The following is a 23,803-nucleotide window of genomic DNA, read 5'->3' on the forward strand; positions in this document are numbered from 1 at the left end:
CCCCTTATTTAGCCTAAGCTCTGTGGCACAGCAAGATACCTTAATCCTTCTTTATAAATAGGTAATATCCGTTTACAAATAGTATTGCAAGATTAGTAATAATGATAGGAATACTAGCTAATAACACTCCGTACGTTACAAATAATGCACAGCCTATAGAGTTTACAATACGCAATTTGCGCAAATCTTTATTTAAAAATGATAGCAACACAAAAAGGCTTGCTAGGTAACCGACAATTTCTGTAGGATTGATTTCCATTATTTTTTATTGTTTTAGTACGTAACGCGCACTGACATGAACGCGCGAAGATACTTTACAATCTAGTCCATCACAAACTTAAAACCTGCGGTAATAAAACTAGCAACCTATATTACTCCGCACAATCTTTTGCGCAGTCGTTCTTAAACACACTAACACCCTCGATAATTAACTCACAATTAGATACTCACATTAAAGAACTGACCTATAAGCGCAGTTAATCCCATAGCCAGCGTACCCCAGAAAGTAATTCTAAGCACAGCCTTTATAGGACTAGACCCTCCAGCCTTTGCTGCCACGACGCCTAAAATGATTAAAAACAAAATTGCAGCTACGTATTGCACATATTCCATCATCTCTAAAGGCGCCATAAAAGCAACCAATACAGGTAAAAAACCACCTACTGTAAAAGCCACACCAGAAGAAAATGCCGCTTGCAATGGTTTTGCCTCCGTCATTTCATGTATTCCAAGTTCATCTCTTGCGTGCGCTTCTAAGGCATTATGAGCTGTTAATTGCGTTGCCACCTCTAGCGCAGTCGCTGGACTGAGACCACGACGCTCATATATTCTTGCTAGCTCTAGGAGCTCCTCATGTGGTGTTTCTATAAGTTCGCGCTGCTCACGGGCAAGATCAGACTTCTCTACATCTGTTTGCGAACTAACGGATACATACTCTCCAGCTGCCATAGATAATGCGCCAGCCACTAAGCCGGCTACACCTGCAAGCAGTACAGGTTCTCTAGTAGTACTTGCTGCCGCAACTCCTATAACGATACTCGCCGTAGACAGAATCCCGTCGTTTGCACCAAGTACTGCCGCCCTAAGCCACCCACTTCTATAAATGTAATGCTTTTCTGGTATCCTTGCCTCCATGATTACTCTCCTAATAAATTAAACACTCCTTTAGTTAAAAACTGCGTATCGGCCGCCATGTCGGTATTGAATTGCACTAATGAAAATCCTTCACTTTCCTGAACTATCTCAACTTCGGCTTGACGGAAATAATAGGTGTCACCCTGCTTCTCATCTAGCACTAAGATATAAGAAATCTCATCTACCGTCACTATGGAGGATGAAGGTAACGCTTTCGCGAAAGCGGAATTTGTTACAATACTAGCGTCTACAAACATTCCCGTTAAGAAATTAACACCAGACTCATCTTCTAGATGTCCATGCACTTTAATCGTTCTATTTGCTTCAATCGAAGTGCCTACAAGATGCACCTCAGCCTTATAAATCGCTGACGAAGCTTCGGGGATTTTAAAATCTATTGCCTGACCTTTCTTTACTTTTAAGATGTCTTTTTCAAAAACCGAAAGTTCTAGATGTATATGATCATTGTCTATAATTTCTAAAATTTCGGTAGCTGGTGAAACGTACGAGCCTTTTGAAACGTTTACCTTAGTAATGCTTCCCGAAATAGGCGCATTAATGCTTACGACAGAACTTATCTCTCCAGCTCGAACACTCGCTGGAGAAATATTAATCATTCTAAGTTGTCTATCTAATCCCGTGTGTCTAGCTACTGCAGTCTTATACTCACTTTCTGCTTTTAGAAAACTTTTTTGAGAGGTAATATTTTCTGCTCTCATTGTCACCTGTCTGTCGTATTCCGCTTTGAGATAAGTGAGTTGCTCATTTACCTCCATGTACTTCTGTTGCAAGGCTACAAACTCAGGATTTTCAATAGTCACAAGCAGCTGACCTTTACGCACAATATCACCTATAAGCAATGGCGTTGTTTTTATGTATCCGCCCATACTAGCATTTACCACGGCTCTATTTTCTGGCGGCACATCAATCATCCCATTTACAGTAACTACCGTAGGAAATGATTTTTCTTCTAGTCCTCCTAAGGACATCTTACTTTGATCAAACTGCACCTGAGTTACTTGAATACGATCATCCATCGCTTCTGTTTGAGAAGATGGCTCGGTTTGGTCTGTGGTTTTTTCTCCACAGCTTACTAGTACAAAACCTAGTAATGCTATTATATATAAGTTACGTATCATATGGTCGTATTTATAAGGTTAGGTAATTAATGGCAATTACAGTTTGATTGTATACATGGAGTTTATCAAAGTGACTTAGTCTTATCTCATAAGCGCTCTCAAGACTCTGGATATACTGGTAAAAATTAATCTCACCATTTCTAAAACTACCGTTTGCTGTTTTTAAAATTTCTTGAGAAAGTGATGCTCCTTCATTTTCATAATAATCTAGTGCTTCTTGAAGTTGCGACAACTTCTCTGTAAGTGCATTATATTTTGCATCGAGTTGTATCTCATACTCGCTAGATTGTGTAACTGCGATATCTTCGGCGATTTTGGCTGCTTTTATTTTAGCAGATTGACCGCCAAATAATATTGGGATTTTCACTCCTAATTGATATCCGTAAAGACTACCATTAAGCCCAGAATTTGTTCCTTGAAAATAATTAAGACTTAGATCTGGCAGGAGCTGTTGTTTTTCAAAACGACCCTTTTCCTGAAGCAGGGATACTCTGTTTTGATAATATGCCACTTCTGCACCACTGCTTATATCTAAAGTTGCTAGCGCTACTTTAAACGAAGGCTCACTAGCGACTATAATAGCTTCGTCTATCTGCACCACTTTTAGTAAATCCCCATAGGCAAGTGCTACTTCGCTCTGCGCTTGTTTATAATTAAGCTCCACCTGTTTTTGCTTAGAAGTCGCAGTAATCTTCTCTAGGTAATTAGTCTCTCCTAGTTCAAAACGCCTTGACGCCATTCTAGAAAAATCTGTATACAAACTATCTAGTGCGCTATACACTCGTTCCTTTTCTCTAGCAATTTGATAGTCATAATAGCCAGCCGTCACTTTGCGTTCAACTTCCTTTTTCTTTATTTCAAATGCACTAGATGCCACCTTAACGCTTGCTTTATGCACACTCTTTTCTGAGAAATAAACGGTGGGAAATTTAAAGTCCTGCTGTATCCCAAAAACCCGTAATGGCCGATCGTTTATAGCCAAATTATTCTCGTCAAATTCATAATACACCTGCGTTTTATCAAAGCTAAAAGCGCTATTAATCAAGGCTTCAGATTGTGCTACTTCTAGCCTACTTGCTTTTAACCCAAGATTATTTTCAATAGCCATCGGGATTAACTCTTGTAACGATTTAGCCCCTTCTTGTGCTTCTAGGCTTACAGAAAACAGTAATACAACAATACTTATGGTGGTGACCTTGCCTTTAGACAATCCTCCGTTAGTTTTCTTAGGAGTATTTAAGTACGCATAAAGAACTGGCAATACGACAAGGGTAAGTAAGGTCGCTGTAATTAATCCTCCTATTACCACAGTAGCTAGCGGTCGCTGCACCTCTGCTCCTGCATTTGTAGAAATTGCCATAGGCAAAAACCCTAAAGCCGCAGCAGATGCTGTGAGTAACACAGCCCTCAACCTATCTTTTGCTCCTTGCTTTATTAAAGCTTCTATACTTTCAAAACCTTCTTTTTGTAATTCTTTGAAGTGCTCAATTAATACAATTCCATTTAAAACTGCAATCCCAAACAAAGCAATAAAACCTACGCCAGCCGAAATACTGAATGGCAGATCACGCAGCCATAATAAGAGAACTCCTCCTACCGCAGCCAGCGGTATTGCAGAGTAAATCATCAGTGCTTCCTTGACAGATTTAAAGGCAAAATAGAGAAGAATAAATATGAGAATAAGTGCAATAGGCACTGCAATCATTAATCGCGCCTTTGCACTTTGTAAGTTTTCAAACTGTCCTCCATAAGTAATGGAATACCCTACAGGTAATTTTACATTCTCGTTAATCAACTTCTGGACATCATCCACCACAGATTGTAAATCACGATTACGCACATTAACCCCCACTACAATTCTTCTTCTTGTATCGTCACGAGATATTTTGGCAGCTCCTGTTTTATAGCTTATAGTTGCTAGTTCGCTTAATGGTATTTTTCCACCAGCAGGGAGATCAATGTATAGATTTTTAAGGTTATCGATATCTTGACGCTTCTCTTTGTCTAGTCGTACTACTAAGTCAAAACGCTTTTCTCCTTCAAAAACGCTGCCAGCAGACTTACCCGCAAATCCCATGGAAACCATATCATTGAGATCCTGAATATTGAGACCATACCTGGCTATTTTTGCTCTATTGTATTGCACACTCATCTCTGGCAAACCTGCCACTTTCTCAACAGAAACATCTGCTGCGCCTGCTACGTTTTCAATAAGAGTTCCTACCTCACTTCCTTTCTTTGCAAGAATTTCAAGATCATCGCCAAAAATCTTAATCGCAATATCTGCACGTACTCCGGTAATCAATTCATTAAAACGCATCTCTATAGGTTGTGTAAACTCTACTTCCATTCCTGGGATGACAGCAAGTGCTTCTTTAAACTTATCTGCCAGCTCATCTTTAGACGAGGCAGACGTCCACTCTCCTTTAGGTTTGAGTACAATAATCACATCGCTTTCTTCCATAGACATGGGATCTGTAGGTACCTCTGCAGCACCTATACGAGTTACCACTTGCTTTACTTCTGGAAATTGACTTAATAGTATTTTCTCAATTTCGGTGGTAATTTCTACTGTGTTACTTAGAGAGGTTCCTGTTTTTAATACTGGCTGAATCACAAAATCACCTTCATCAAGTGTGGGAACAAATTCTCCACCCATGGTGCTATACAAATAGATAGCTATTGCTAGTAAGGCTACTGCGATTCCTAATACTAATCTCTTGCTCTGTAATGCCCAGTGAATTACTGGCTCATACATTTTATTAAGCCATTTCATTAACCTTACGGAGATATTTTTATCTGTTGCATTAGATGGTTTTAAGAACATAGATGCAGCTACGGGAACATACGTAAAACAGAAAATCATCGCTCCTATTAATGCAAAACTAAAGGTGAGCGCCATAGGCTTAAACATTTTTCCTTCTACACCGCTCAGTGAGAGAATAGGTATAAATACTATCAAGATAATAAGCTGCCCAAAGATGGCCGAATTCATCATTTTTGATGCTCCAGAGAATGTAATCTTATCTTTTAATTGTTGTTGTTCAGCTTTCGCGAAAGCGTAAATCTCATCTTTCTTTCTCGTTATTTCAAATGCTATAAACTCTACAATAATAACTGCGCCATCTATAATAATCCCAAAATCTATAGCGCCCAGACTCATCAAGTTTGCATCTACCCCAAAGATGTACATAAGTGACAATGCAAATAATAAACACAGTGGAATTACCGAAGCCACTACCAGCCCAGATCTAAAATTACCTAGCAGTAAAACCACCACAAAAATCACAATCAGACATCCTAAAATTAAATTTTCGGCAACGGTAAAGGTGGTTTTTGCAATAAGATCACTACGGTCTAAAAATGCGTTAATGTATACACCCTCTGGAAGTGATTTTGAAATCTCGGCAACGCGTTCCTTCACCGCTTCTATCACTTTTTTAGAATTTGCATCTTTGAGCATCATCACTTGACCAAGCACCTTCTCGCCCTCACCGTTTCCGGTAATTGCTCCAAAACGCGTGGCGCTTCCATATCCTACTTTGGCAACGTCTTTTATATACACAGGTACTCCATCGTCATTCTTAACCACGATGTTACTTATATCATCTAGTGACGAAATGAGACCTTCGCCACGTATAAAAAATGCCTGATTTACCTTTTCTATATAGCCACCTCCAGAGACACTATTATTCATTTCTAAAGCTGTAAAAACCTCGCGCGCACTTATATCCATCGCACTAAGCTTTTCTGTATTGATAGCTACTTCGTACTGCTTTAAGAATCCGCCCCAGGTATTTACCTCAACCACTCCCGGAATTCCTGAGAGCTGTCGCTTTACAATCCAATCTTGGATGGTTCTTAAATCTTCGGCATTATACCTGTCTTTAAATTCTGGTTCTACATCAAGTATGTATTGGTAAATCTCACCTAGTCCGGTTGTGATAGGCCCCATCTCTGGTGTGCCAAAACCCTTAGGGATTTTTTCTGATGCAGATTTGATTTTCTCAGCAATGAGCTGCCTAGGCAAATAGGTTCCCATATCGTCCTCAAATACAATGGTGACGACAGATAATCCAAATTTTGAAACAGAGCGAATCTCCAACACGCCTGGCAAGTTTGCCATTTCTAGCTCTACAGGGTAGGTTATGAATTGCTCCATATCCTGCGTAGAGAGATTACGTGAGGTAGTAATCACCTGTACTTGATTGTTTGTTACATCTGGCACAGCACCTATAGGAATTTGCGATAATGAATACAGCCCAAATCCTATAATAAAGGCCGTAAATAAGAGAACAACAAACTTGTTTCTTATACTAAAATTGATAATATGTGATAGCATTTTGTCATAAAATAATCAATGTGAAGAGCCCCAAATCTTTACAAGACTAGGTGCTAAAAATAAATTAGATCTGATTATTTATGAAAGCCGTGGCGGCTGGAAGAGCCCATCTAGATGTAAAGAAGATGATGGTGCCTGGTAATGAAAATTATGTGCTTTAAAATCCGAAAACTCAAGAGTTTTGAATTCTTCTTTATTTGTAATTAAAACAAAATCCGCTACAGCCGTATGATGTGTTTGATGCTGAAAAGGTAATTGCTCGTGGTCTTTCTTTTCTTCTTGATGTTCTTTTTCGTGCTCTGCTTTTAGTTCGCCATAATGCTTTGCAATAAATACAAATATATTGTCTCCATACTGCTCTTTATGGAACTCTGCATGCTCAAAAAAGTCGCCCAGCTGCACCATATCATTAATGTGCATCCCAAAGCTTTGCAATAGGAAAACAAGTGACAACGATATGGATATAAGTTTACTCAAGGGTATAAAGATAACTAATTTTAAATATTACAATATGTAACATAAGTTACCGTGAGCATATTTTAATAGGTTTAATTTTACATAAAAAACTGAATTGTCCATGGGTAAATCGATAATATATAGCATCTTATTTTTAAAATGTCCTCAATGCAGAGAAGGTGAATTTCTTGAGGCGCATCCTTATAAGCTTTCTAACATGAATAAGGTTAAAAAGAACTGTCCTAAATGCCAACTAAAATATAGTATAGAACCAAGTTTTTATACCGGCTCTATGTACGTATCTTATGGTGTGGGAATCGCAGTTGCCGTGGGCGTTTATGTTTTAACCCTTATTTTTGGTTTAGATTTTGGACCTACAGGTATTCTAACGAGTATCGTCATTGCGTTAATCATCACAATGCCATACATAGGTGCCGTATCAAAATCTATTTGGGCTCATTTCTTTTTTAAATATGACCCTAGCATTCTTAAAAAAGCCGCATAATGATTCAAGAACTAAAAGCCAGTTACGGTCATCTCTTTGAAGATGAACTTATCAATGAAATACTCCAAGTAGGCACTTACAAAGAGGTTCCCGAAGGTTTTAAACTCATGGAAATAGGCGGCTATGTAAAAGGAATGCCGCTACTGGTCTCTGGAGTAATTAAGGTATTAAGAGAAGATAAAAATGGAGATGAGCTTCTCCTCTACTATCTAGAAAAAGGAGATACCTGCTCTATGACAATGACCTGCTGCATGGGACAAACTAAAAGTGAAATACGAGCAATTGCAGAGACAGACACCAAGCTCATTATGGTACCTGTACAGAAAATGGAAGAATGGACGGCTAAGTACAAGTCTTGGAGAAATTTTGTTTTTGAGAGTTACCACAACCGCCTTAACGAGCTATTACAAACTCTGGACAGTATCGCTTTTGACAATATGGATGAACGCCTTTTAAACTACTTAAAAGAAAAGGCGAGAGTAAACGATGAGCAAATTATTCATAACACGCATCAAGAGATTGCTTACGAATTGCACACCTCAAGAGTAGTGGTATCAAGACTTCTTAAGAAATTAGAGAACTTAGGAAAAATTGAATTACACAGAAATAATATCCAAATTATAGATTTATAGACCTTAAGTAACTTGGGTTACACCTAGGTCGTTATAGCAAGTCTATTTTTGTCTCTCAATACAAAGAAGTTTATAATGGAGATACTAGAAATACTTGGATATATAAGTGCCTTGATCATCGGCATTTCTTTAGGTTTAATAGGTGGTGGTGGTTCTATACTCGCTGTACCAGTACTAGCTTACTTATTTTCTGTAAATGAAAAAGTTGCCACCGCATATTCTTTATTCATTGTAGGAGCAAGTGCGCTCGTAGGTGGTTTTAAACAACATCTCAAGGGCTATGTAGACTGGAGAACAGCAATTGTTTTTGGACTACCCGCTATTGTGGGAGTTACCGTTGTGAGACACTACGTAGTACCTGCATTACCAGATATTTTATTTACCACAGGTGATTTTGAGTTTACACGTAGGATGGCAATGTTTGGACTCTTTGCGGTACTCATGATTCCTGCAGCCTTTTCTATGCTCAAAAAAAGAAAAGATAATAAACAAAAAGGTGACGGCACTGTCACTTACAATTACCCACTTATTTTAATAGAAGGCCTCATCGTAGGAGGTATTACTGGAATGATAGGCGCTGGAGGAGGTTTTCTCATCATTCCCGCTCTTGTTATACTAGCAAATGTAGAAATGAAAGTTGCCGTAGGTACTTCTTTAATCATTATCGCTTTTAAATCATTGATGGGCTTCTTTCTAGGAGATGCCTTAACCATGGATATAGACTGGTTATTTCTTTCCATATTTACAAGCATATCATTTGCAGGGATTTTTATAGGTAGCTACCTCAGTAATTTTATAGATGGAGATAAATTAAAAAGAGGTTTTGGCTACTTCATATTTGTAATGGCCATATTCATTTTTTACATGGAGTTTTTTGTAAAACACTAAAGAGAATAAAAATTAAAAAAGGGCTATTTCTTATCATAAGAAATAGCCCTTTTTTTGTGTGAACACTTGTCGCTACCAAGACATAACATGACAAATATCATAGTTTATAAACTATCTACGTTTGTGTAACTTAAGTAACCTACACACTTGAAATGACTGCTTACTTTTATGTTGTTGTAATTTAAAAATCCACATAAAATGAAAGTAGAACAAATTTATACAGGATGCATTGCTCATGCAGCATATTATATCGAAAGTAACGGAGAAGCTGCAGTCTTTGACCCTTTAAGAGAGGTGCAACCATACATAGAACGTGCACAAATAGATAATGCAACAATCAAGTATGTTTTTGAAACACACTTTCATGCAGACTTTGTAAGTGGCCACCTTGATTTGCATAAAAAAACAGGAGCTAATATTGTTTATGGTCCAGAAGCAAAACCCGCTTATGATGCTATTATAGCAACAGATGGTCAAATTTTTGAGGTAGGTAATTACAAAGTTAAAGTTATCCATACTCCTGGTCATACCATGGAGAGCACAACATATCTTCTCATAGACCAACTAGGAAACGAGCACGGTATTATCACTGGAGACACACTCTTTATAGGTGACGTAGGTCGTCCAGACCTTGCGCAGCACGTAGTGTCTGACCTCACAGAAGAAAAACTCGCTGGTCACTTGTACGACTCTTTGAGAAACAAAATAATGCCCCTAGATGACAATCTCATTGTGTACCCTAATCATGGTGCCGGATCTGCTTGTGGTAAAATGATGAGTAAGGAAACCACAGACACCTTAGGGAATCAGAAAAAATTCAATTATGCGCTTCAAGAAATGACTAAAGATGAGTTTATCAAAGCTGTACTTACTGGACTTACCGCACCTCCTGGATACTTCCCACAAAATGTCTTGATGAACATTAAAGGATATGAAAGCCTAGACACTATAATGGATCGTGCAACTAAGCCACTTGATCCAGAGGCCTTTGAAATAATAGCAAATGAAACAGCTGCACTTATGCTAGATACTCGCGATGCCGAAGTTTTTGCAAAAGGTTTTATACCTAACAGCATAAACATAGGCTTAGACGGTAATTTTGCACAATGGGTAGGAGAAATGATTCCTGATGTAAAACAAAAAATTTTATTAATAACAGATCCAGGCAAAGAAGAGGAGACGATTACTAGACTTTCTCGTGTAGGTTATGATTTTACAATTGGGTTCTTAAAAAATAGCTTCTCCTCATGGAAAGAGAGCGGCAAAGATTTTGAAACAATCGCCCGTATTTCACCTCAACAGCTAGAAGCCGAATATAAAATGGGACAACCTCTTGTTTTTGATGTACGTAAAAAAAGCGAATTCTTATCAGAACACGTTCTCGGGGCTATTAACGTGCCTCTCAATGAGATTAACCAGCATCTCGCACAATTCCCAAAAAACAAGCCTTTCTTCCTTCACTGCGCTGGAGGGTATAGAAGTATGATTGCCGCTTCTATTTTAAAGCAACGAGGCTGGAAAGATTTCAGCGATGTACGAGGTGGTTTTGCTCAAATTACAGAAACTACGGTTCCTAGGTCTGAGTATGTATGCCCTACCACTTTATTGTAAACAGCTATTACTTTGTAGAGCTCTTACCCTATTAAGGATAAGGGCTCTATTTATTTTCCTCCTTTGTAACTTATGTTACTGTAGCAACTGTTTCTATTAGCTAATTTTACGTTATTAATAGTTGAGTCCGCTTTCGCGAAAGCGTAAAAAAAATACACTTATGAACGTTGAACAAATATATACTGGTTGTCTAGCTCAAGGAGCTTATTACATTGAAAGTAATGGTGAAGTAGCTATCATTGACCCTTTAAGAGAGGTAACGCCATATTTAAATAGGGCAAAACAAGATGATGCAAAAATCAAATATATTTTTGAAACTCATTTTCATGCAGATTTTGTGAGCGGCCACATAACCTTATCAAAGGCGACAGGTGCTCCTATTGTTTTTGGACCAAATGCAAACCCAAGTTTTGATGCTATTATCGCAACAGATAGACAAGAATTTCCGCTAGGTGACATTACAATTATAGCGTTACACACGCCTGGTCATACAATGGAAAGCACCACGTATCTTCTTAGAGATAAAGACGGGAAGGATCATGCAATATTTAGTGGAGACACCTTATTTCTAGGCGACGTGGGAAGACCAGATCTTGCTCAAAAAATGGGCGAACTCACAGAAAAAGATCTCGCAGGTTTTCTTTATGATAGCTTACGTAATAAAATTATGCCGCTAGCAGATGACGTTACGGTATACCCTGCTCACGGAGCTGGATCTGCTTGCGGAAAGAACATGATGAAAGAAACGGTAGACACTCTAGGGAATCAAAAGCAAATGAATTATGCACTACGTGCAGATATGACTAAGGAAGAATTTATAGCAGAAGTGATAGATGGTTTATTACCACCACCTCAGTACTTCCCTCTTAATGTCAAAATGAACAAAGAAGGTTATGAAGATATTGAAGACGTACTCAAAAGAGGTACGCATGCACTATCTCCAGCAGCTTTTGAAGCTGTTGCAAATGAGACAGGAGCTATCGTACTAGACGTACGTCATCAAGATAAATTTGCCAAAGGGCATATCCCTAGATCTATATTTATAGGCCTAGATGGGAGTTTTGCTCCATGGGTAGGCGCCTTAATTGCAGATGTAAAACAACCTTTATTGCTAGTTACAGAGCACGGTAGAGAGAAAGAAACCATTACTAGGTTATCTCGTGTAGGGTTTGACAACACAATAGGATATCTGGAAGGAGGATTTGATGCTTGGAAAGATGCTGCCATGGAATACGATACCGTAAGTTCTATCACAGCAGATGGTTTTAAAAACGAATTAGAAAAAGGTAACAAACCTGTTTTTGATGTACGTAAAGAAAGTGAGTACCTATCAGAACATGTACTTGGAGCAAACAACACACCACTAGATTTCTTAAATGATCATCTAGCTGAATTTCCAGACAAACCTTTTTATGTGCATTGTGCCGGAGGTTATCGAAGTATGATAGCCTCATCTATATTAAAAAGTAGAGGAATTCATAACTTAATAGACGTACAAGGCGGCTTTAAAGATATTAAAGAAGCTGGCATTCCGGTGTCTGCCTTTGTTTGTCCTTCAACACTTTAAAAGACTATGAAAAATATATCACAAGTAGATTGGGAATCGGCAATTGAGAATGACAGCAATGCTATAATTCTTGATGTTAGAACTCCTGGAGAATGCAGTGAGGGTATCATTGAAAATGCAGTAATGATTGATTTTTTAAACAGCGCTACGTTTCAGGAAGAAATAGAAAAACTTGACCAAACAAAGAATTACTACGTGTACTGTAGAAGTGGTAATCGTAGTGGTCAAGCATGCCGAGCATTAGATAATCTAGCGATAAAAAACACGTTTAATCTAGTAGGTGGAATGCTAGACTGGAATGGTAAAACCGTAATTCCAGTTTAAACAAAGACATTCCATAGAGTGATGACTATGGTCTTATTGATTGGTTAGTAAAAAACGAGGTTATCAGTAATGATAATCTCGTTTTTAATTTAACATGATATGTAACTTAAGTTACTGGCAATGGGAAACTAGAGGACTATCTTTAATAAAAAAATAATGAAATCAACAATCCTTATTATGTCCATATTATCATTTCTCTTTGGAGGTAAACCTCAACAAAATAGCAATATCACTGTTCTAAGCACAGCCGACTTTAAAACCGCTATCACAGATAAAAAAGTGCAGTTAGTAGATGTGAGAACTAAGAATGAGTTCGATGGCGGTCACATTAAGAAAGCTGTAAACATTGATGTTTTTGATAAAGAAAATTTCATTTCTGCTTTCAACTCTTACAATAAAGAAGAGCCTATTTATATCTACTGTAGATCTGGAAACAGAAGTAAGAAAGCCTCAAAAACCCTAGATAGCTTAGGATTCAAACAGATTTTTGATTTAAAAGGAGGATTTATGGCTTGGCAGTAATGCTTATTCATCTGTTTAAAAACAGGCTTATTCTATCACATCTTTTTCAATTCGCTTTCGCGAAAGCGTAACATAGAACTCACAAGGCTCCTACATCAAGCTGCATCTTTAGATAATTATTTACTCAACACATATCTCATGAAAACATCAATTATAGTACAGAACTTAAAATGCGGTGGTTGTGCAAAAACAATCACATCAAAAATATCTGAACTTGACAATATATCAAACGTACATGTGGACACCGAAACCGCTACTGTTTCCTTTACTGCTCAAGGTACAGAAGACGCTTTAAGTGTAAAAGAAAAGCTCAAGTCATTAGGCTACCCATCTATTGAAGATGAAAATGGAGTGCTCTCTAAGGCAAAATCTTTTGTAAGTTGCGCTACCGGAAAAATGAAATGACTTATGAAAAAATTATCACTATCACTCACTGACAAATTAGCGATAGACAGAACAAAACTTGCAAACGAGCGTACTTTTCTAGCTTACTTTAGAACCTTTATTGTGTTTTTGAGTTCTGGTCTAGCGATTATCAAACTTGACATTCTAACAGAAATAAAGTGGATAGGCTTTATGCTAAGCATCATAGCGCCTGCACTGTTTCTAATAGGCTTAATACGTTTCTTATATGTAAAAAGAAGCATTAGAAGGTATTACGCAGCTTAAATCAAATTTACACTCATAACATTATGAAACCATCTCTTTTTTACCTGCCCCTTGTACTCACACTAATACTACTTACAAGTTGTAACGAGTCACAAAAGACTACATATGTGAGCCAGTCAGGTGTGACACCAGAATTAGATAATATCACTAATGCTGTAAGCCACCCAGGAAAGAAGTTAATGGAATCAAAGTGCTACGCTTGCCACAATCCCTCTACGGGTCACGAAGGAAGGATAGCACCTCCTATGGTTGCAGTAAAATCTCATTATATGAACGATGAGACGACTAAGGAAGAGTTTAAAGCTGGAGTCTGGAACTTTGTACAAAAACCATCTAAGGAATCATCAAAAATGAGAGGAGCCGTAAAGCGTTTTGGCCTTATGCCCTACCAACCATTTCCTAAAGAGGAAATTGAGCTCATTGCAGATTATATGTATGACTACAAAATAGATGAGCCAGCATGGTTTAAAGAGCACATAGAGGAAGAGAGCAAAGGCAAGATGCAATATAGAAATGATGGTAAAATAGAAGACACCTTAGCCTCTTTTCAAACTGAAAACAAGGCAGATATAGGTTTGCGCTACGCACTACAAACAAAACAAGAGTTAGGAAAAAACCTAATGGGTACTATACAGAATAAAGGCACTCTTGAAGCTGTCTCTTTCTGCAATAAAAAAGCCTACCCTATTACTGATAGTATGGCTGTGGTTCAAAATGCGAGAATAAGGCGAGTGTCTGACAAGCCTCGCAATCCAGCAAATCAAGCTTCTCAAAAAGAACTAAGCATCATAACACATTTTAAAAAACTAATAGCAAGTGATGAAGATTATGAGCCAGTAACAGAATTAGTGGACGATAAAGTAAACTTTTATTACCCTATTACTACAAATTCTATGTGTTTACAATGTCATGGCACTCCTACAATAGATATTGAACCTGCTGTTCTTTCTTCCATTAAAAATCTTTACCCTACAGATAAAGCAGTGGGTTATAACGTGAATGAAGTACGCGGTATTTGGAGTATCTCATATGAGAATTAGTATGAGGTTTTTTATCACGCTAGTTTTTACAATTACCACTTTATACAATGCTCACGCACAAGATGAAAACAAAACACATTACAGCAGCTGGAACACCATAAATGTTGTAAAAAAGTTCAATGATCAATGGGCGGTAAATGTAGAGCTTAACGCAAGACGCACTAACTTCTTAAGAGATTGGGAGCAAATTGTGATTCGTCCTTTTGTGCATTATATGTTTGAAAATGATTTAGATATTGCCATTGGGTATAGTTATATAAAAAACTACAACTACGCTTCTTATAGCACACCCATTGATGCTACTGAAAATAATGTATTTCAACAACTTACGATAAAGCATAAGTTTTCAAAATTCTCATTTGATCACAGGCTACGTTTTGAGGAGCGCTTTATTGATAAAATAACAGAGAATGATGGTGGTACATTCTTAATAGATGGTACTACTTACAGAAATCGATTCCGTTATAAATTTCAGATTACGGTTCCTGTAAAAACTTTTACATCAAATCAATCTCTAAGTTTAGTGATATATGATGAGGCTTTTTTAGCCTTTGGCAATGGTTTACGACCAGAAAAACTTGATCAGAACTGGATGTTTATAGGAGTAGGTTTTCGCGCCAGCGAACATATACACATTCGATCTGGCTATCATGACATCTATGCAAAAAGAGGAAGCATCTTTAGAAATAACCGAATCTGGGAAACTACATTAACTTATAAAATATAATAGATGAAATTGCTTATCGCCGGAATATCTATACTTATAGCGGTTACTAGTTGTCAAAATAAAGCAACTACGCATACTGATAACAACCAAAACAACAACGCACACACAGAGAAGCACTGGAGCTATAATGGCGAGACAGGTCCTTCACACTGGAAAGAACTTGAAGTAAATTCTGACTGTGGCGGCAAGTATCAATCTCCTATAAATATTGTGAATTATCAACTAGATGAAACACTTGCTCCTTTAAACATCACTTATTCTGATAGCACACACATACATGATGTAGTAAATAATGGACATAGTATTCAATATAATTTTGATGCGGGAGATTATATAACATTAGATAACAAAAGGTATGAGCTAAAACAGTTTCACTTTCATGAGCCCGCAGAGCATTTAATAGACGGAGTGCGCTACCCTATGGTTTTACACCTTGTGCATATAAGTGATGCTGGAGAATATGCTGTGTTTGCTGTAATGGCAAAAGAAGGTGTAAGTAGCTCTCCTTTTGATTTTTTAGAAAGCTATCTTCCTTTGAATGTAGAAGAAACCAAGGTTGTTGACACTGCTTTTGATATGAATTTAAACCTACCCGAGGACAAAACATATTTTAACTACACGGGATCTCTTACCACACCACCTTGCACGGAGCGTGTAGAATGGTTTATTTTTAAGGAGCCTATAACGGTATCTTTAGAACAAGTTGAAAAATTAAAAGCCTTGATGCCACTCAATAATTATAGAGATGAGCAACCACAAAATGGCAGGGTAATTAGAGTGTCAAGGTAACACTGCATATTATTTTATAGTACTTCGAGGTACAAGTTTACCTTAAGGAGCCAAGTATACTTCTATTTGAAATTCTTCTATAGAAGTTCCTTTAGCACACTAGTTTACCTTTTTTACGTCTATGTAACTTGAGTTACAGTAATTCCTTAAGTATTCGACTATTTTTAAATCATCAACACTAAAATGACATCTATGGCTTTACATTTTCAAGTTTTAATAATAGGAGGAGGTACCGCAGGTATCATGACTGCCGCTCAACTTCTTAAAAACAAAAAAACGAATAGCGTAGCTATCATTGACCCTGCAGACACACACTACTACCAGCCAGCATGGACGCTTGTAGGTGCCGGTACCTATGATTTTAAAAAGACAGGTAAACCCATGTCTGCTGTGATTCCTAAGGGAGCAAAGTGGATCAAAGATAAAGCAGCTGCTATTGATGCAGATAATAATACGGTACACACCGCTAGCTCTGGAAACATCACTTATGACTATCTCGTAGTTGCTCCTGGCCTTGCTTATGATTTTAGTCTTGTACCTGGATTAGGTCAAGCAATGGATAAAGGTGTTGTGTGTAGTAATTATACAGATCCTCAACATACATGGGATGTAATAAAGAACTTTAAAGGTGGTGTTGCATTATTTACACAACCTGCAACTCCTATTAAATGTGGAGGAGCGCCTCAAAAAATCATGTATCTAGCAGAGAATCACTGGAGAAAAAGTGACACTGCATCAAAAACTGATATTGTATTTGCTACTGCAGGAACCATCATTTTTGGAGTTAAGGAAATTGCAAAAACACTCATGGAAGTTGTAGATCGCAAGGACATTAATTTACGATTTAATCATAGACTCGTTGAAGTAGACAGTGAAAATAAGATTGCATGGTACGAGCTCACAAAAGACATCTCTGCTGGAGGCTGTGTTGTAATGTCTGGTGATGATGATGGAAAATATCTAGACGAGACTTTCCAATATAATTACAAGAATGTTAAGGTGACCAAGAAAGGTGATAAGTACGGAATACATTATGACATGCTACATACTGCACCTCCATCTGTTGCGCCTCAATTTATACGAGATTCTAAGCTAGTGAATGATGCTGGATGGCTTGATGTAGATATACACAGTATGCAACATAAAAGATATGGTAACATCTTTGGCTTAGGTGATGTAGCCGCACTGCCTACTGCAAAAACTGGTGCCGCAATCCGCAAGCAAGTACCTATCGTAGTTGATAATTTATCTAAACTCATGCAGAGCAATACAATAGGTAAGCAATCTTATGGAGGCTACTCTTCTTGCCCACTAGTAACAGATTATGGCAAGATGGTGCTAGCAGAGTTTGATTATCATAACAACTTTACACCAGATCCTAAACTCAAGCAACTATTAATAAAAGATAGTTCTAAGGAACACTGGAGGCTTTGGATGCTTAAAAAATATATGCTACCCTACTTATACTGGAATAAAATGATGAAGGGAGACAACGTATAAGCCCCGACTATCGCGTTAAAAAAGAGACAAAATATCAATTTTGTCTCTTTTTCATTAACTAATGTTTTATAATTACCTACAGAGATATAAAAATGAATTATACCGATTTAATTACATCTATCAATAAACAGAAAAAGGAAATCAAAGTTTCCATTCTATTGAAGCAAGAATCGCAACGATTTACACAGTTGTTATTTAACACACTGTTTGATAATGGAACAGATACAGAAAAGACTCTTGAGACTCTTGAAGCCTTATTTATTACCATAAGAGATCTTGCTTGTCCAGAGATTAAAGGTAGTCCGTGTAAAAAATGGGATGACTTTACACTTGTAATACCTACGCTCTTTTGTAGTTTAAAAAAGGATGCAGAGGCTATTTATAGCAATGATCCCGCTGCACAATCTCTAGAAGAAGTGTACCTAGCCTATCCTGGTTTTTTTGCTATTGCGATTTATAGAATGGCAAGAGAATTTTATGAGTTAGGTTTACCACTCATACCACGACTAATGACAGAATATGCACACCAGCTTACGGGTATAGATATTCATCCAGGAGCGCAAATAGGAGAATCCTTTTTTATTGATCATGGTACCGGAGTGGTGATAGGAGAGACTGCCGAAATACATAATAATGTAAAACTGTATCAAGGAGTTACCCTAGGTGCACTTACGGTAAACAAGGATTTAAAGAGCATAAAAAGACACCCTACCATTGAGGATAATGTTACCATTTATGCAAATGCAACAATACTAGGTGGAATTACAGTTATAGGAAAAGATAGTATCATAGGAGGTAATACTTGGGTGACAAAGACAGTACCTCAAAACTCTATAGTACTCCACAATCCTAAAGTAGAAATTCGCAATAAAAAATAAATAAGCAATGAATAAGACACTCTTAGATCAAATAGGAAACACTCCCATAGTCAAGTCAATAGCATTAAATACAAACCCAAATGTGAGTTTATATTTTAAACTAGAAGGTGATAACCCTGGAGGTAGTGTAAAAGACAGAGCTGCTTATAATATGATTAAAAGCGCGCTAGATAGCGGCGCTATAGATAAAAGCACAAAGCTTATTGAGGCTACAAGTGGTAATACAGGTATAGCACTTGCCATGATTGCTGCTATTTATGGGCTAGAAATAGAACTCGTAATGCCTTCAAAGGCAACTAAGGAACGTGTGCAAACCATGAGAGCTTATGGAGCAAAAGTTACACTTCACCCTGACGGGATAGAAGGCGCTCGAGATTATGCTATTGATAAGGTTGAAAATGAAGGGTACTTCTCTTTTAACCAGTTTTCAAATGATCATAACTGGCAAGCTCACTACAAAACCACAGGTCCAGAAATATGGAGAGATACTCAAGGTGAGGTAACGCACTTTGTATCTTCTATGGGAACCACAGGTACCATCATGGGAACCTCAACATTTTTAAAAGAACAAAACAGCGATATCCAGATTGTAGGAGTACAACCTACAGATGGATCAAGCATTCCGGGCATACGTAAATGGCCACAAGAATATTTGCCAAAAATCTTTAATGCTTCAAAAGTAGATAGAACGATTGAAGTAAGTCGTGATGAATCTATTGCCATGGCTAGAAGGCTAGCACAAGAAGAAGGAATACTTGCAGGTATGAGTAGCGGTGGCGCAACTACGGCTGCTCTAAAACTAGCTAGCGAACTAGAAAGCGGAGTTATAGTAAGCATCATTTGTGATCGCGGAGATAGATATCTTTCGTCAGATTTATTTGAATAGTGATTACTTACTTCATAATATAGTATAAATAGAATGAGGGTAATTATGCTTTCGCGAAAGCGTAACTACCCTCATTTGTTAAAGTTATTTTAAAAAAACTAAGTATGTAACATAGGTTACTAAGCCACCTACATCTATAACGTATATTTATATAATAAAACATAACGATAAATATATACTATTATGGATAAAGAAAACCTATTGCCAGAACAAGTAATCTCAATGCCTAGAATAGGTGATACAGCACCAGATTTTGAGGCAGTTACGACTAAGGGAACTATAAAAATGTCTGAGTTTGCAAAGGATAAGTGGACAGTGATGTTCTCTCACCCTGCAGATTTTACTCCAGTGTGTACCACAGAAATGAGTGGTTTCGCGATTAGAAAACCAGAATTTGACGCCTTAAACACAGAACTACTAGGTCTTAGTATAGACAGTATACACGCTCACTTAGGATGGGTTCAAAACGTAAGAGAAAACACAGGTGTTTACTTTGATTTTCCTATCATCGCAGATATTGATATGAAGGTATCAAAGCTATACGGGATGTTACAGCCTAACGAGAGTGAGACTGCAGCAGTAAGAGCTGTTTTCTTTATAGATCCTGCCAAAAAAATTCGTCTTATTATGTATTATCCGCTTAATGTAGGTCGTAATATGGATGAAATTCTAAGAGCGCTAGATGCACTTCAAATGTCAGATAAGCATAAGGTATCTATGCCACTAGACTGGAAAAGAGGTGATCAAGTGATTTGTTCTCCACCTAAAACACTAGACGCATTAAACGAGAGACTTGCAGATGATTCTGTAGAAAAAGTTACTTGGTATCTCGCAAAGAAGAGTATCTAAAAAATGATTATTTACGCTTTATAATAAAATAAAAAACAACCATACAATATCTCTATTATGAGCAATACAAACAACATCGGTTTAGATATTTCGACATCTCAAACCACAGCAACCCAACTTAACGACTTACTTTCTAACTACCAGATTTTTTACATGAACCTAAGAGGTTTTCACTGGAATATTACTGGAAAGAAATTTTTTGAACTACATGTGAAGTTTGAAGAGTTATATAATGACGCACTTCTTAAAGTAGATGAAATCGCAGAGCGCGTACTTACTCTAAGTGCTACTCCTACTCATTCATTTAAGGACTACTTAAACAGCTCAGACATAGAAGCTGCCAAAAATGTAACTGATGGTGAAGAGGCTATAGATAACATCCTTGAGTCTTTAAAGGTTTTATTACAAAAGGAAAGAACGATACTCACAACTGCTGGAGATGGTGGTGATGAGGGTACTGTTGCTTTAATGAGTGATTACATCACACAACAAGAAAAGCTAGTATGGATGCTCTCTGCATACCGTAACTAGTACTTAGGATTTACATAATAAAAAAGCCCTTTTGATAAAATCAAAAGGGCTTTTTCTATAGCTACCATCTAAAATCCATACTGTACAAATACAGAGAAATTTCTACCTGGGTCGTTTATAGGTACTCTTGTAAAATCTGCCTGATTTACAAAAGAGAAGTTGAGGTGATTATTATAAGTCTCATCAAATGCATTTAAGACTGCTAGACCTACATTAAAGTCTTTAATAACTTCCATACCAAAACGCACGTCTAAGGTTTCATAACCTGCAGTTTCTTGCTCTCTAAAGCTTGACGCTATCTCATCCTGTTTTGATGTCACTGTATAATCTACACTAGCCCAGTATCTATCTTTTTCAAAACCTACTCCTAGTCTTGTAATCAAAGGAGGCGTTAATGGCAGCGACTCATCTAGATCTTTATTTTTAGTATAAACATAAGAGAGACTTGTATTAACATTGAAATAACGAGCAAAATCGATTGCTACATCGGCTTCAAAACCTGTTTTGTAAGCGTTATCAAGATTCACAAATCGTTTTACTTCTTGCGGTTGTGCCGTAGGCATAAATTTACGATCTAGTGCAGGGTCTACTACAGCTACAATATAGTTTTCATAAAATGAGTAATACCCCGACAGGCCATACCTAATTGCATCAATTCCCGTAGTTAAAACTTTTTTACCTTTTATTCCTATTTCAAACTGGTTATTTACCTCAGCTTCTAGAAAAGGATTTCCCACATATTCAAAAGGATCTTGTCCTACAGAGAAGTGATTTATATAACGCTCTATCATATTTGCAGATCGTACGCCACGCCCATAAGCTGCTTCTAAAGTTGCATTATCTGACACTTTATGCTTAACAGAAACCGTTGCTGAGATATTATGTTCCTCTCGCTGCTCTAAGTTATTATATAGCGCCTGGAAATCTGCCTCTGGATCTTGAATGTCTGAGACTACAAGATCATATCTCACTCCTGCAGTAAGCATAGTCTTATCTGAGAATGCATATTTATTTTCTACAAATACCCCAAAGTCATTTACATAAGAGTCTTGCCATACTTTATCTTGAAAGACCAAAGGTTCTGCAAGCTCCATACCCATCATATTACGTTTTACAACTCTAGTCCTACCACCATCTCTTGCAATAAGCATGGCATCAAGACCTCCATAGAGAATCCAATTATCTGTTGGTTTCATTTTTAACTCTAGTTTCCCTCCTGCCGTAGTAGCGTCTATAGCAGACAGCGCCTCTGTAGTCATGAACGAAGGTCTGTTTTCGTTAGACATGATATGATCTACATAAGAGTAATATGCTTTTGCATTAAGCTCTTTTATAAAACCATTCTCCTTAGTCTTCTTATAGTCTATGGACAAAATTGAACTATTATCCTCTTCTGTATCCATTGGTAATCCAGCGTGTAATACATCTCTCCCAAATGATTGTCTCCAGTGCGCTTGAATTCTTTGGTTATCGTTTATGTTATACCCTAACCTCAAACCATAATCTAAACTTCTAAAGGACGAAGGAATCTCAACACCATCACCATCTTCATAATTACCAAAATCACGATAACCAGCATTTGCAGTGATATCATATTTCTCAGTTACTTGATTTAGCGATAAAGAAGATACGAGAGAATTACCATTAGATTCATATCCAGTATTTACACGACCATGCAAGCCGTTGTCCATAGATTGAGGTTTCTGAGTCACTAGATTAATCACTCCGCCAAAAGTTGCTCCATACCTCACGGTATACGGCCCTTTTATTACCTCAATACGCTCTATCTCTTCGGGCACAACATGAGTGGTAATAGGATCCATTCTGTTAGGGCAAGCGTGCACTGCCTTTGTACCACCGTCAAATTGAATATTAAGCTGTTCATACTGACTAGCTCTAAATGACGGATCTATGGCATAGTTACCTCGTTTAATTAATGAAAACCCGTTGAAATCATTAAATAAGTCGGCTACATTTTTGGGTTGCACTACTTTCTTAAGAAGATCTGTTTTAACTGTAGTTAGTACTGGGTCTGTATTTCCTTGTCCAGTGACAAGTACTGTATTTAATTGAATAGATTTTGAAGTTATTGTGTCTTGTTTTTTTCCTGTTTCTTGAGCTATCATTGATACAGGTATAAGTGCGCACAGAAGCGCAATTCTTTTTATATTCATTGTTTCTTTTTTCCAAATTACATCACAGTGATATGGAGGAAATAGCATACATCTATCTCCTCTCCTTTTCTAAATAAAAAAAGGATACACCTTTGGAGGATGGAAAATGGAGTAAGAAAACATATCACTATACAAAGTCGTGTAGTGATGATTATTACCTTTTGTGGCTGGCACAAATACTACTTCTTGGAAGCTCAACTCAAGCTGACAAAAAACCAATTGATCCCATTCTAGAATTGGAGTCTTTTGTTCATCTTGAGATGATGTATTGGCTGCTACTTTAGTTAGATAACATTTTCCATTACATTGTAGTTCAGGCTTGTCTGTGTTCTCACATAATTGTGCTACAAAACTTTCTATATCCAGCGTGTACCATCCATAAACAGCAGATACTCTTAAGCTATTGCTCAAGAGTAACAATGATAATATGGACATGGCAAACAGCTTCACTAAATAAAAATATAGATGATAGGTACGCTTTCGCGAAAGCGTAATTAAAAAAGTTAACTAGTCAAAAATATTGAGAAATCTACTTTCTATAAGCTACCTAGGTTACACAAAGAAAAAAATTAAAACTTCCCTTATGTAACCATAGTTACCTATCTAAAAATGTTTAATTTTTATTTTTGTTTACAAAATC

The 23,803-nt window shown here is 37.3% G+C and carries 24 protein-coding genes; 17 read left to right on the top strand and 7 right to left on the bottom strand.

Annotated features, from left to right (window positions below; genetic code table 11):
* Positions 1-40: 40 nt before the first annotated feature.
* The 5 genes from ACJJVW_RS04160 to ACJJVW_RS04180 all read right to left on the bottom strand — a co-directional run bounded on the left by ACJJVW_RS04160 (position 41) and on the right by ACJJVW_RS04180 (position 7,092).
* Positions 41-259: a uroporphyrinogen decarboxylase gene (locus ACJJVW_RS04160; RefSeq protein WP_405250838.1), complete on the bottom strand. Its 219-nt coding sequence runs from the start codon at positions 257-259 to the stop codon at positions 41-43.
* Positions 260-438: 179 nt separating this feature from the next.
* Positions 439-1,134 (bottom strand): VIT family protein, encoded by a 696-nt coding sequence (locus ACJJVW_RS04165; protein ID WP_405250839.1) that lies wholly within the window; start codon positions 1,132-1,134, stop codon positions 439-441.
* A 2-nt stretch (positions 1,135-1,136) separates the two neighbouring features.
* Complete coding sequence (locus tag ACJJVW_RS04170; protein ID WP_405250840.1) at positions 1,137-2,273, bottom strand: efflux RND transporter periplasmic adaptor subunit; 1,137 nt, start codon at positions 2,271-2,273, stop codon at positions 1,137-1,139.
* A gap of 10 nt (positions 2,274-2,283) precedes the next feature.
* A complete protein-coding gene (locus ACJJVW_RS04175) occupies positions 2,284-6,615 on the bottom strand; it encodes a CusA/CzcA family heavy metal efflux RND transporter (RefSeq protein ID WP_405250841.1) in 4,332 nt (1,443 codons plus the stop codon).
* Between the two features lie 78 nt (positions 6,616-6,693).
* Complete coding sequence (locus ACJJVW_RS04180) at positions 6,694-7,092, bottom strand: hypothetical protein (RefSeq protein ID WP_298330446.1); 399 nt, start codon at positions 7,090-7,092, stop codon at positions 6,694-6,696.
* Between the two features lie 196 nt (positions 7,093-7,288).
* Here ACJJVW_RS04180 and ACJJVW_RS04185 point away from each other — a divergent pair, with 196 nt between their 5' ends.
* The 17 genes from ACJJVW_RS04185 (at position 7,289) to ACJJVW_RS04265 (ending at position 20,989) form a co-directional block, all read left to right on the top strand.
* Complete coding sequence (locus ACJJVW_RS04185; RefSeq protein WP_405250842.1) at positions 7,289-7,576, top strand: DUF983 domain-containing protein; 288 nt, start codon at positions 7,289-7,291, stop codon at positions 7,574-7,576.
* Positions 7,576-8,208, top strand: coding sequence for a Crp/Fnr family transcriptional regulator (locus tag ACJJVW_RS04190; RefSeq protein ID WP_144784973.1), 633 nt, complete (start codon positions 7,576-7,578; stop codon positions 8,206-8,208). The genes ACJJVW_RS04185 and ACJJVW_RS04190 overlap by 1 nt, the downstream gene beginning before the upstream one ends.
* Before the next feature lie 75 nt (positions 8,209-8,283).
* On the top strand, positions 8,284-9,096 hold the full coding sequence (locus ACJJVW_RS04195) for a sulfite exporter TauE/SafE family protein (protein WP_339850131.1): 813 nt from the start codon (positions 8,284-8,286) through the stop codon (positions 9,094-9,096).
* A gap of 198 nt (positions 9,097-9,294) precedes the next feature.
* On the top strand, positions 9,295-10,707 hold the full coding sequence (locus ACJJVW_RS04200) for a rhodanese-like domain-containing protein (RefSeq protein WP_405250844.1): 1,413 nt from the start codon (positions 9,295-9,297) through the stop codon (positions 10,705-10,707).
* A 160-nt stretch (positions 10,708-10,867) separates the two neighbouring features.
* Positions 10,868-12,274 carry a rhodanese-like domain-containing protein gene (locus tag ACJJVW_RS04205; RefSeq protein ID WP_405250845.1) on the top strand — a complete coding sequence of 469 codons (1,407 nt, stop codon included), beginning with the start codon at positions 10,868-10,870 and terminating at the stop codon, positions 12,272-12,274.
* A 6-nt stretch (positions 12,275-12,280) separates the two neighbouring features.
* Positions 12,281-12,598, top strand: coding sequence for a rhodanese-like domain-containing protein (locus ACJJVW_RS04210; protein ID WP_405250846.1), 318 nt, complete (start codon positions 12,281-12,283; stop codon positions 12,596-12,598).
* 177 nt (positions 12,599-12,775) lie between these two features.
* Positions 12,776-13,120: a rhodanese-like domain-containing protein gene (locus ACJJVW_RS04215; RefSeq protein ID WP_339850170.1), complete on the top strand. Its 345-nt coding sequence runs from the start codon at positions 12,776-12,778 to the stop codon at positions 13,118-13,120.
* Positions 13,121-13,258: 138 nt separating this feature from the next.
* Positions 13,259-13,525: a heavy-metal-associated domain-containing protein gene (locus ACJJVW_RS04220; RefSeq protein WP_035335796.1), complete on the top strand. Its 267-nt coding sequence runs from the start codon at positions 13,259-13,261 to the stop codon at positions 13,523-13,525.
* 3 nt (positions 13,526-13,528) lie between these two features.
* Positions 13,529-13,789: a DUF202 domain-containing protein gene (locus tag ACJJVW_RS04225; protein WP_035335795.1), complete on the top strand. Its 261-nt coding sequence runs from the start codon at positions 13,529-13,531 to the stop codon at positions 13,787-13,789.
* 23 nt (positions 13,790-13,812) lie between these two features.
* A complete protein-coding gene (locus tag ACJJVW_RS04230) occupies positions 13,813-14,829 on the top strand; it encodes a DUF3365 domain-containing protein (RefSeq protein ID WP_405250847.1) in 1,017 nt (338 codons plus the stop codon).
* 1 nt (position 14,830) lies between these two features.
* Positions 14,831-15,556, top strand: a complete 726-nt coding sequence (locus ACJJVW_RS04235; protein WP_148235994.1) for a DUF2490 domain-containing protein — start codon at positions 14,831-14,833, stop codon at positions 15,554-15,556.
* Between the two features lie 3 nt (positions 15,557-15,559).
* Positions 15,560-16,345 carry a carbonic anhydrase gene (locus tag ACJJVW_RS04240; RefSeq protein WP_405250848.1) on the top strand — a complete coding sequence of 262 codons (786 nt, stop codon included), beginning with the start codon at positions 15,560-15,562 and terminating at the stop codon, positions 16,343-16,345.
* 192 nt (positions 16,346-16,537) lie between these two features.
* The gene (locus tag ACJJVW_RS04245; protein WP_405250849.1) at positions 16,538-17,845 is read left to right on the top strand and encodes an FAD-dependent oxidoreductase; all 1,308 of its coding nucleotides are present in this window, start codon (positions 16,538-16,540) and stop codon (positions 17,843-17,845) included.
* 92 nt (positions 17,846-17,937) lie between these two features.
* Positions 17,938-18,723 (top strand): serine O-acetyltransferase EpsC, encoded by a 786-nt coding sequence (epsC, locus tag ACJJVW_RS04250; protein WP_013751212.1) that lies wholly within the window; start codon positions 17,938-17,940, stop codon positions 18,721-18,723.
* A gap of 7 nt (positions 18,724-18,730) precedes the next feature.
* Complete coding sequence (gene cysM, locus ACJJVW_RS04255; protein WP_405250850.1) at positions 18,731-19,609, top strand: cysteine synthase CysM; 879 nt, start codon at positions 18,731-18,733, stop codon at positions 19,607-19,609.
* A gap of 183 nt (positions 19,610-19,792) precedes the next feature.
* Positions 19,793-20,458: a peroxiredoxin gene (locus ACJJVW_RS04260; protein WP_108876973.1), complete on the top strand. Its 666-nt coding sequence runs from the start codon at positions 19,793-19,795 to the stop codon at positions 20,456-20,458.
* 57 nt (positions 20,459-20,515) lie between these two features.
* The gene (locus ACJJVW_RS04265; protein WP_108876974.1) at positions 20,516-20,989 is read left to right on the top strand and encodes a Dps family protein; all 474 of its coding nucleotides are present in this window, start codon (positions 20,516-20,518) and stop codon (positions 20,987-20,989) included.
* A gap of 68 nt (positions 20,990-21,057) precedes the next feature.
* Here the strand turns inward: ACJJVW_RS04265 and ACJJVW_RS04270 are convergent, their stop codons facing one another.
* The gene (locus ACJJVW_RS04270) at positions 21,058-23,163 is read right to left on the bottom strand and encodes a TonB-dependent receptor domain-containing protein (protein ID WP_405250851.1); all 2,106 of its coding nucleotides are present in this window, start codon (positions 23,161-23,163) and stop codon (positions 21,058-21,060) included.
* A 69-nt stretch (positions 23,164-23,232) separates the two neighbouring features.
* The gene (locus ACJJVW_RS04275) at positions 23,233-23,598 is read right to left on the bottom strand and encodes a hypothetical protein (protein WP_405250852.1); all 366 of its coding nucleotides are present in this window, start codon (positions 23,596-23,598) and stop codon (positions 23,233-23,235) included.
* Positions 23,599-23,803 lie beyond the last annotated feature (205 nt).

The sequence above is a fragment of the Dokdonia sp. Asnod3-C12 genome, assembly GCF_045063975.1.
Taxonomy (GTDB): domain Bacteria; phylum Bacteroidota; class Bacteroidia; order Flavobacteriales; family Flavobacteriaceae; genus Dokdonia.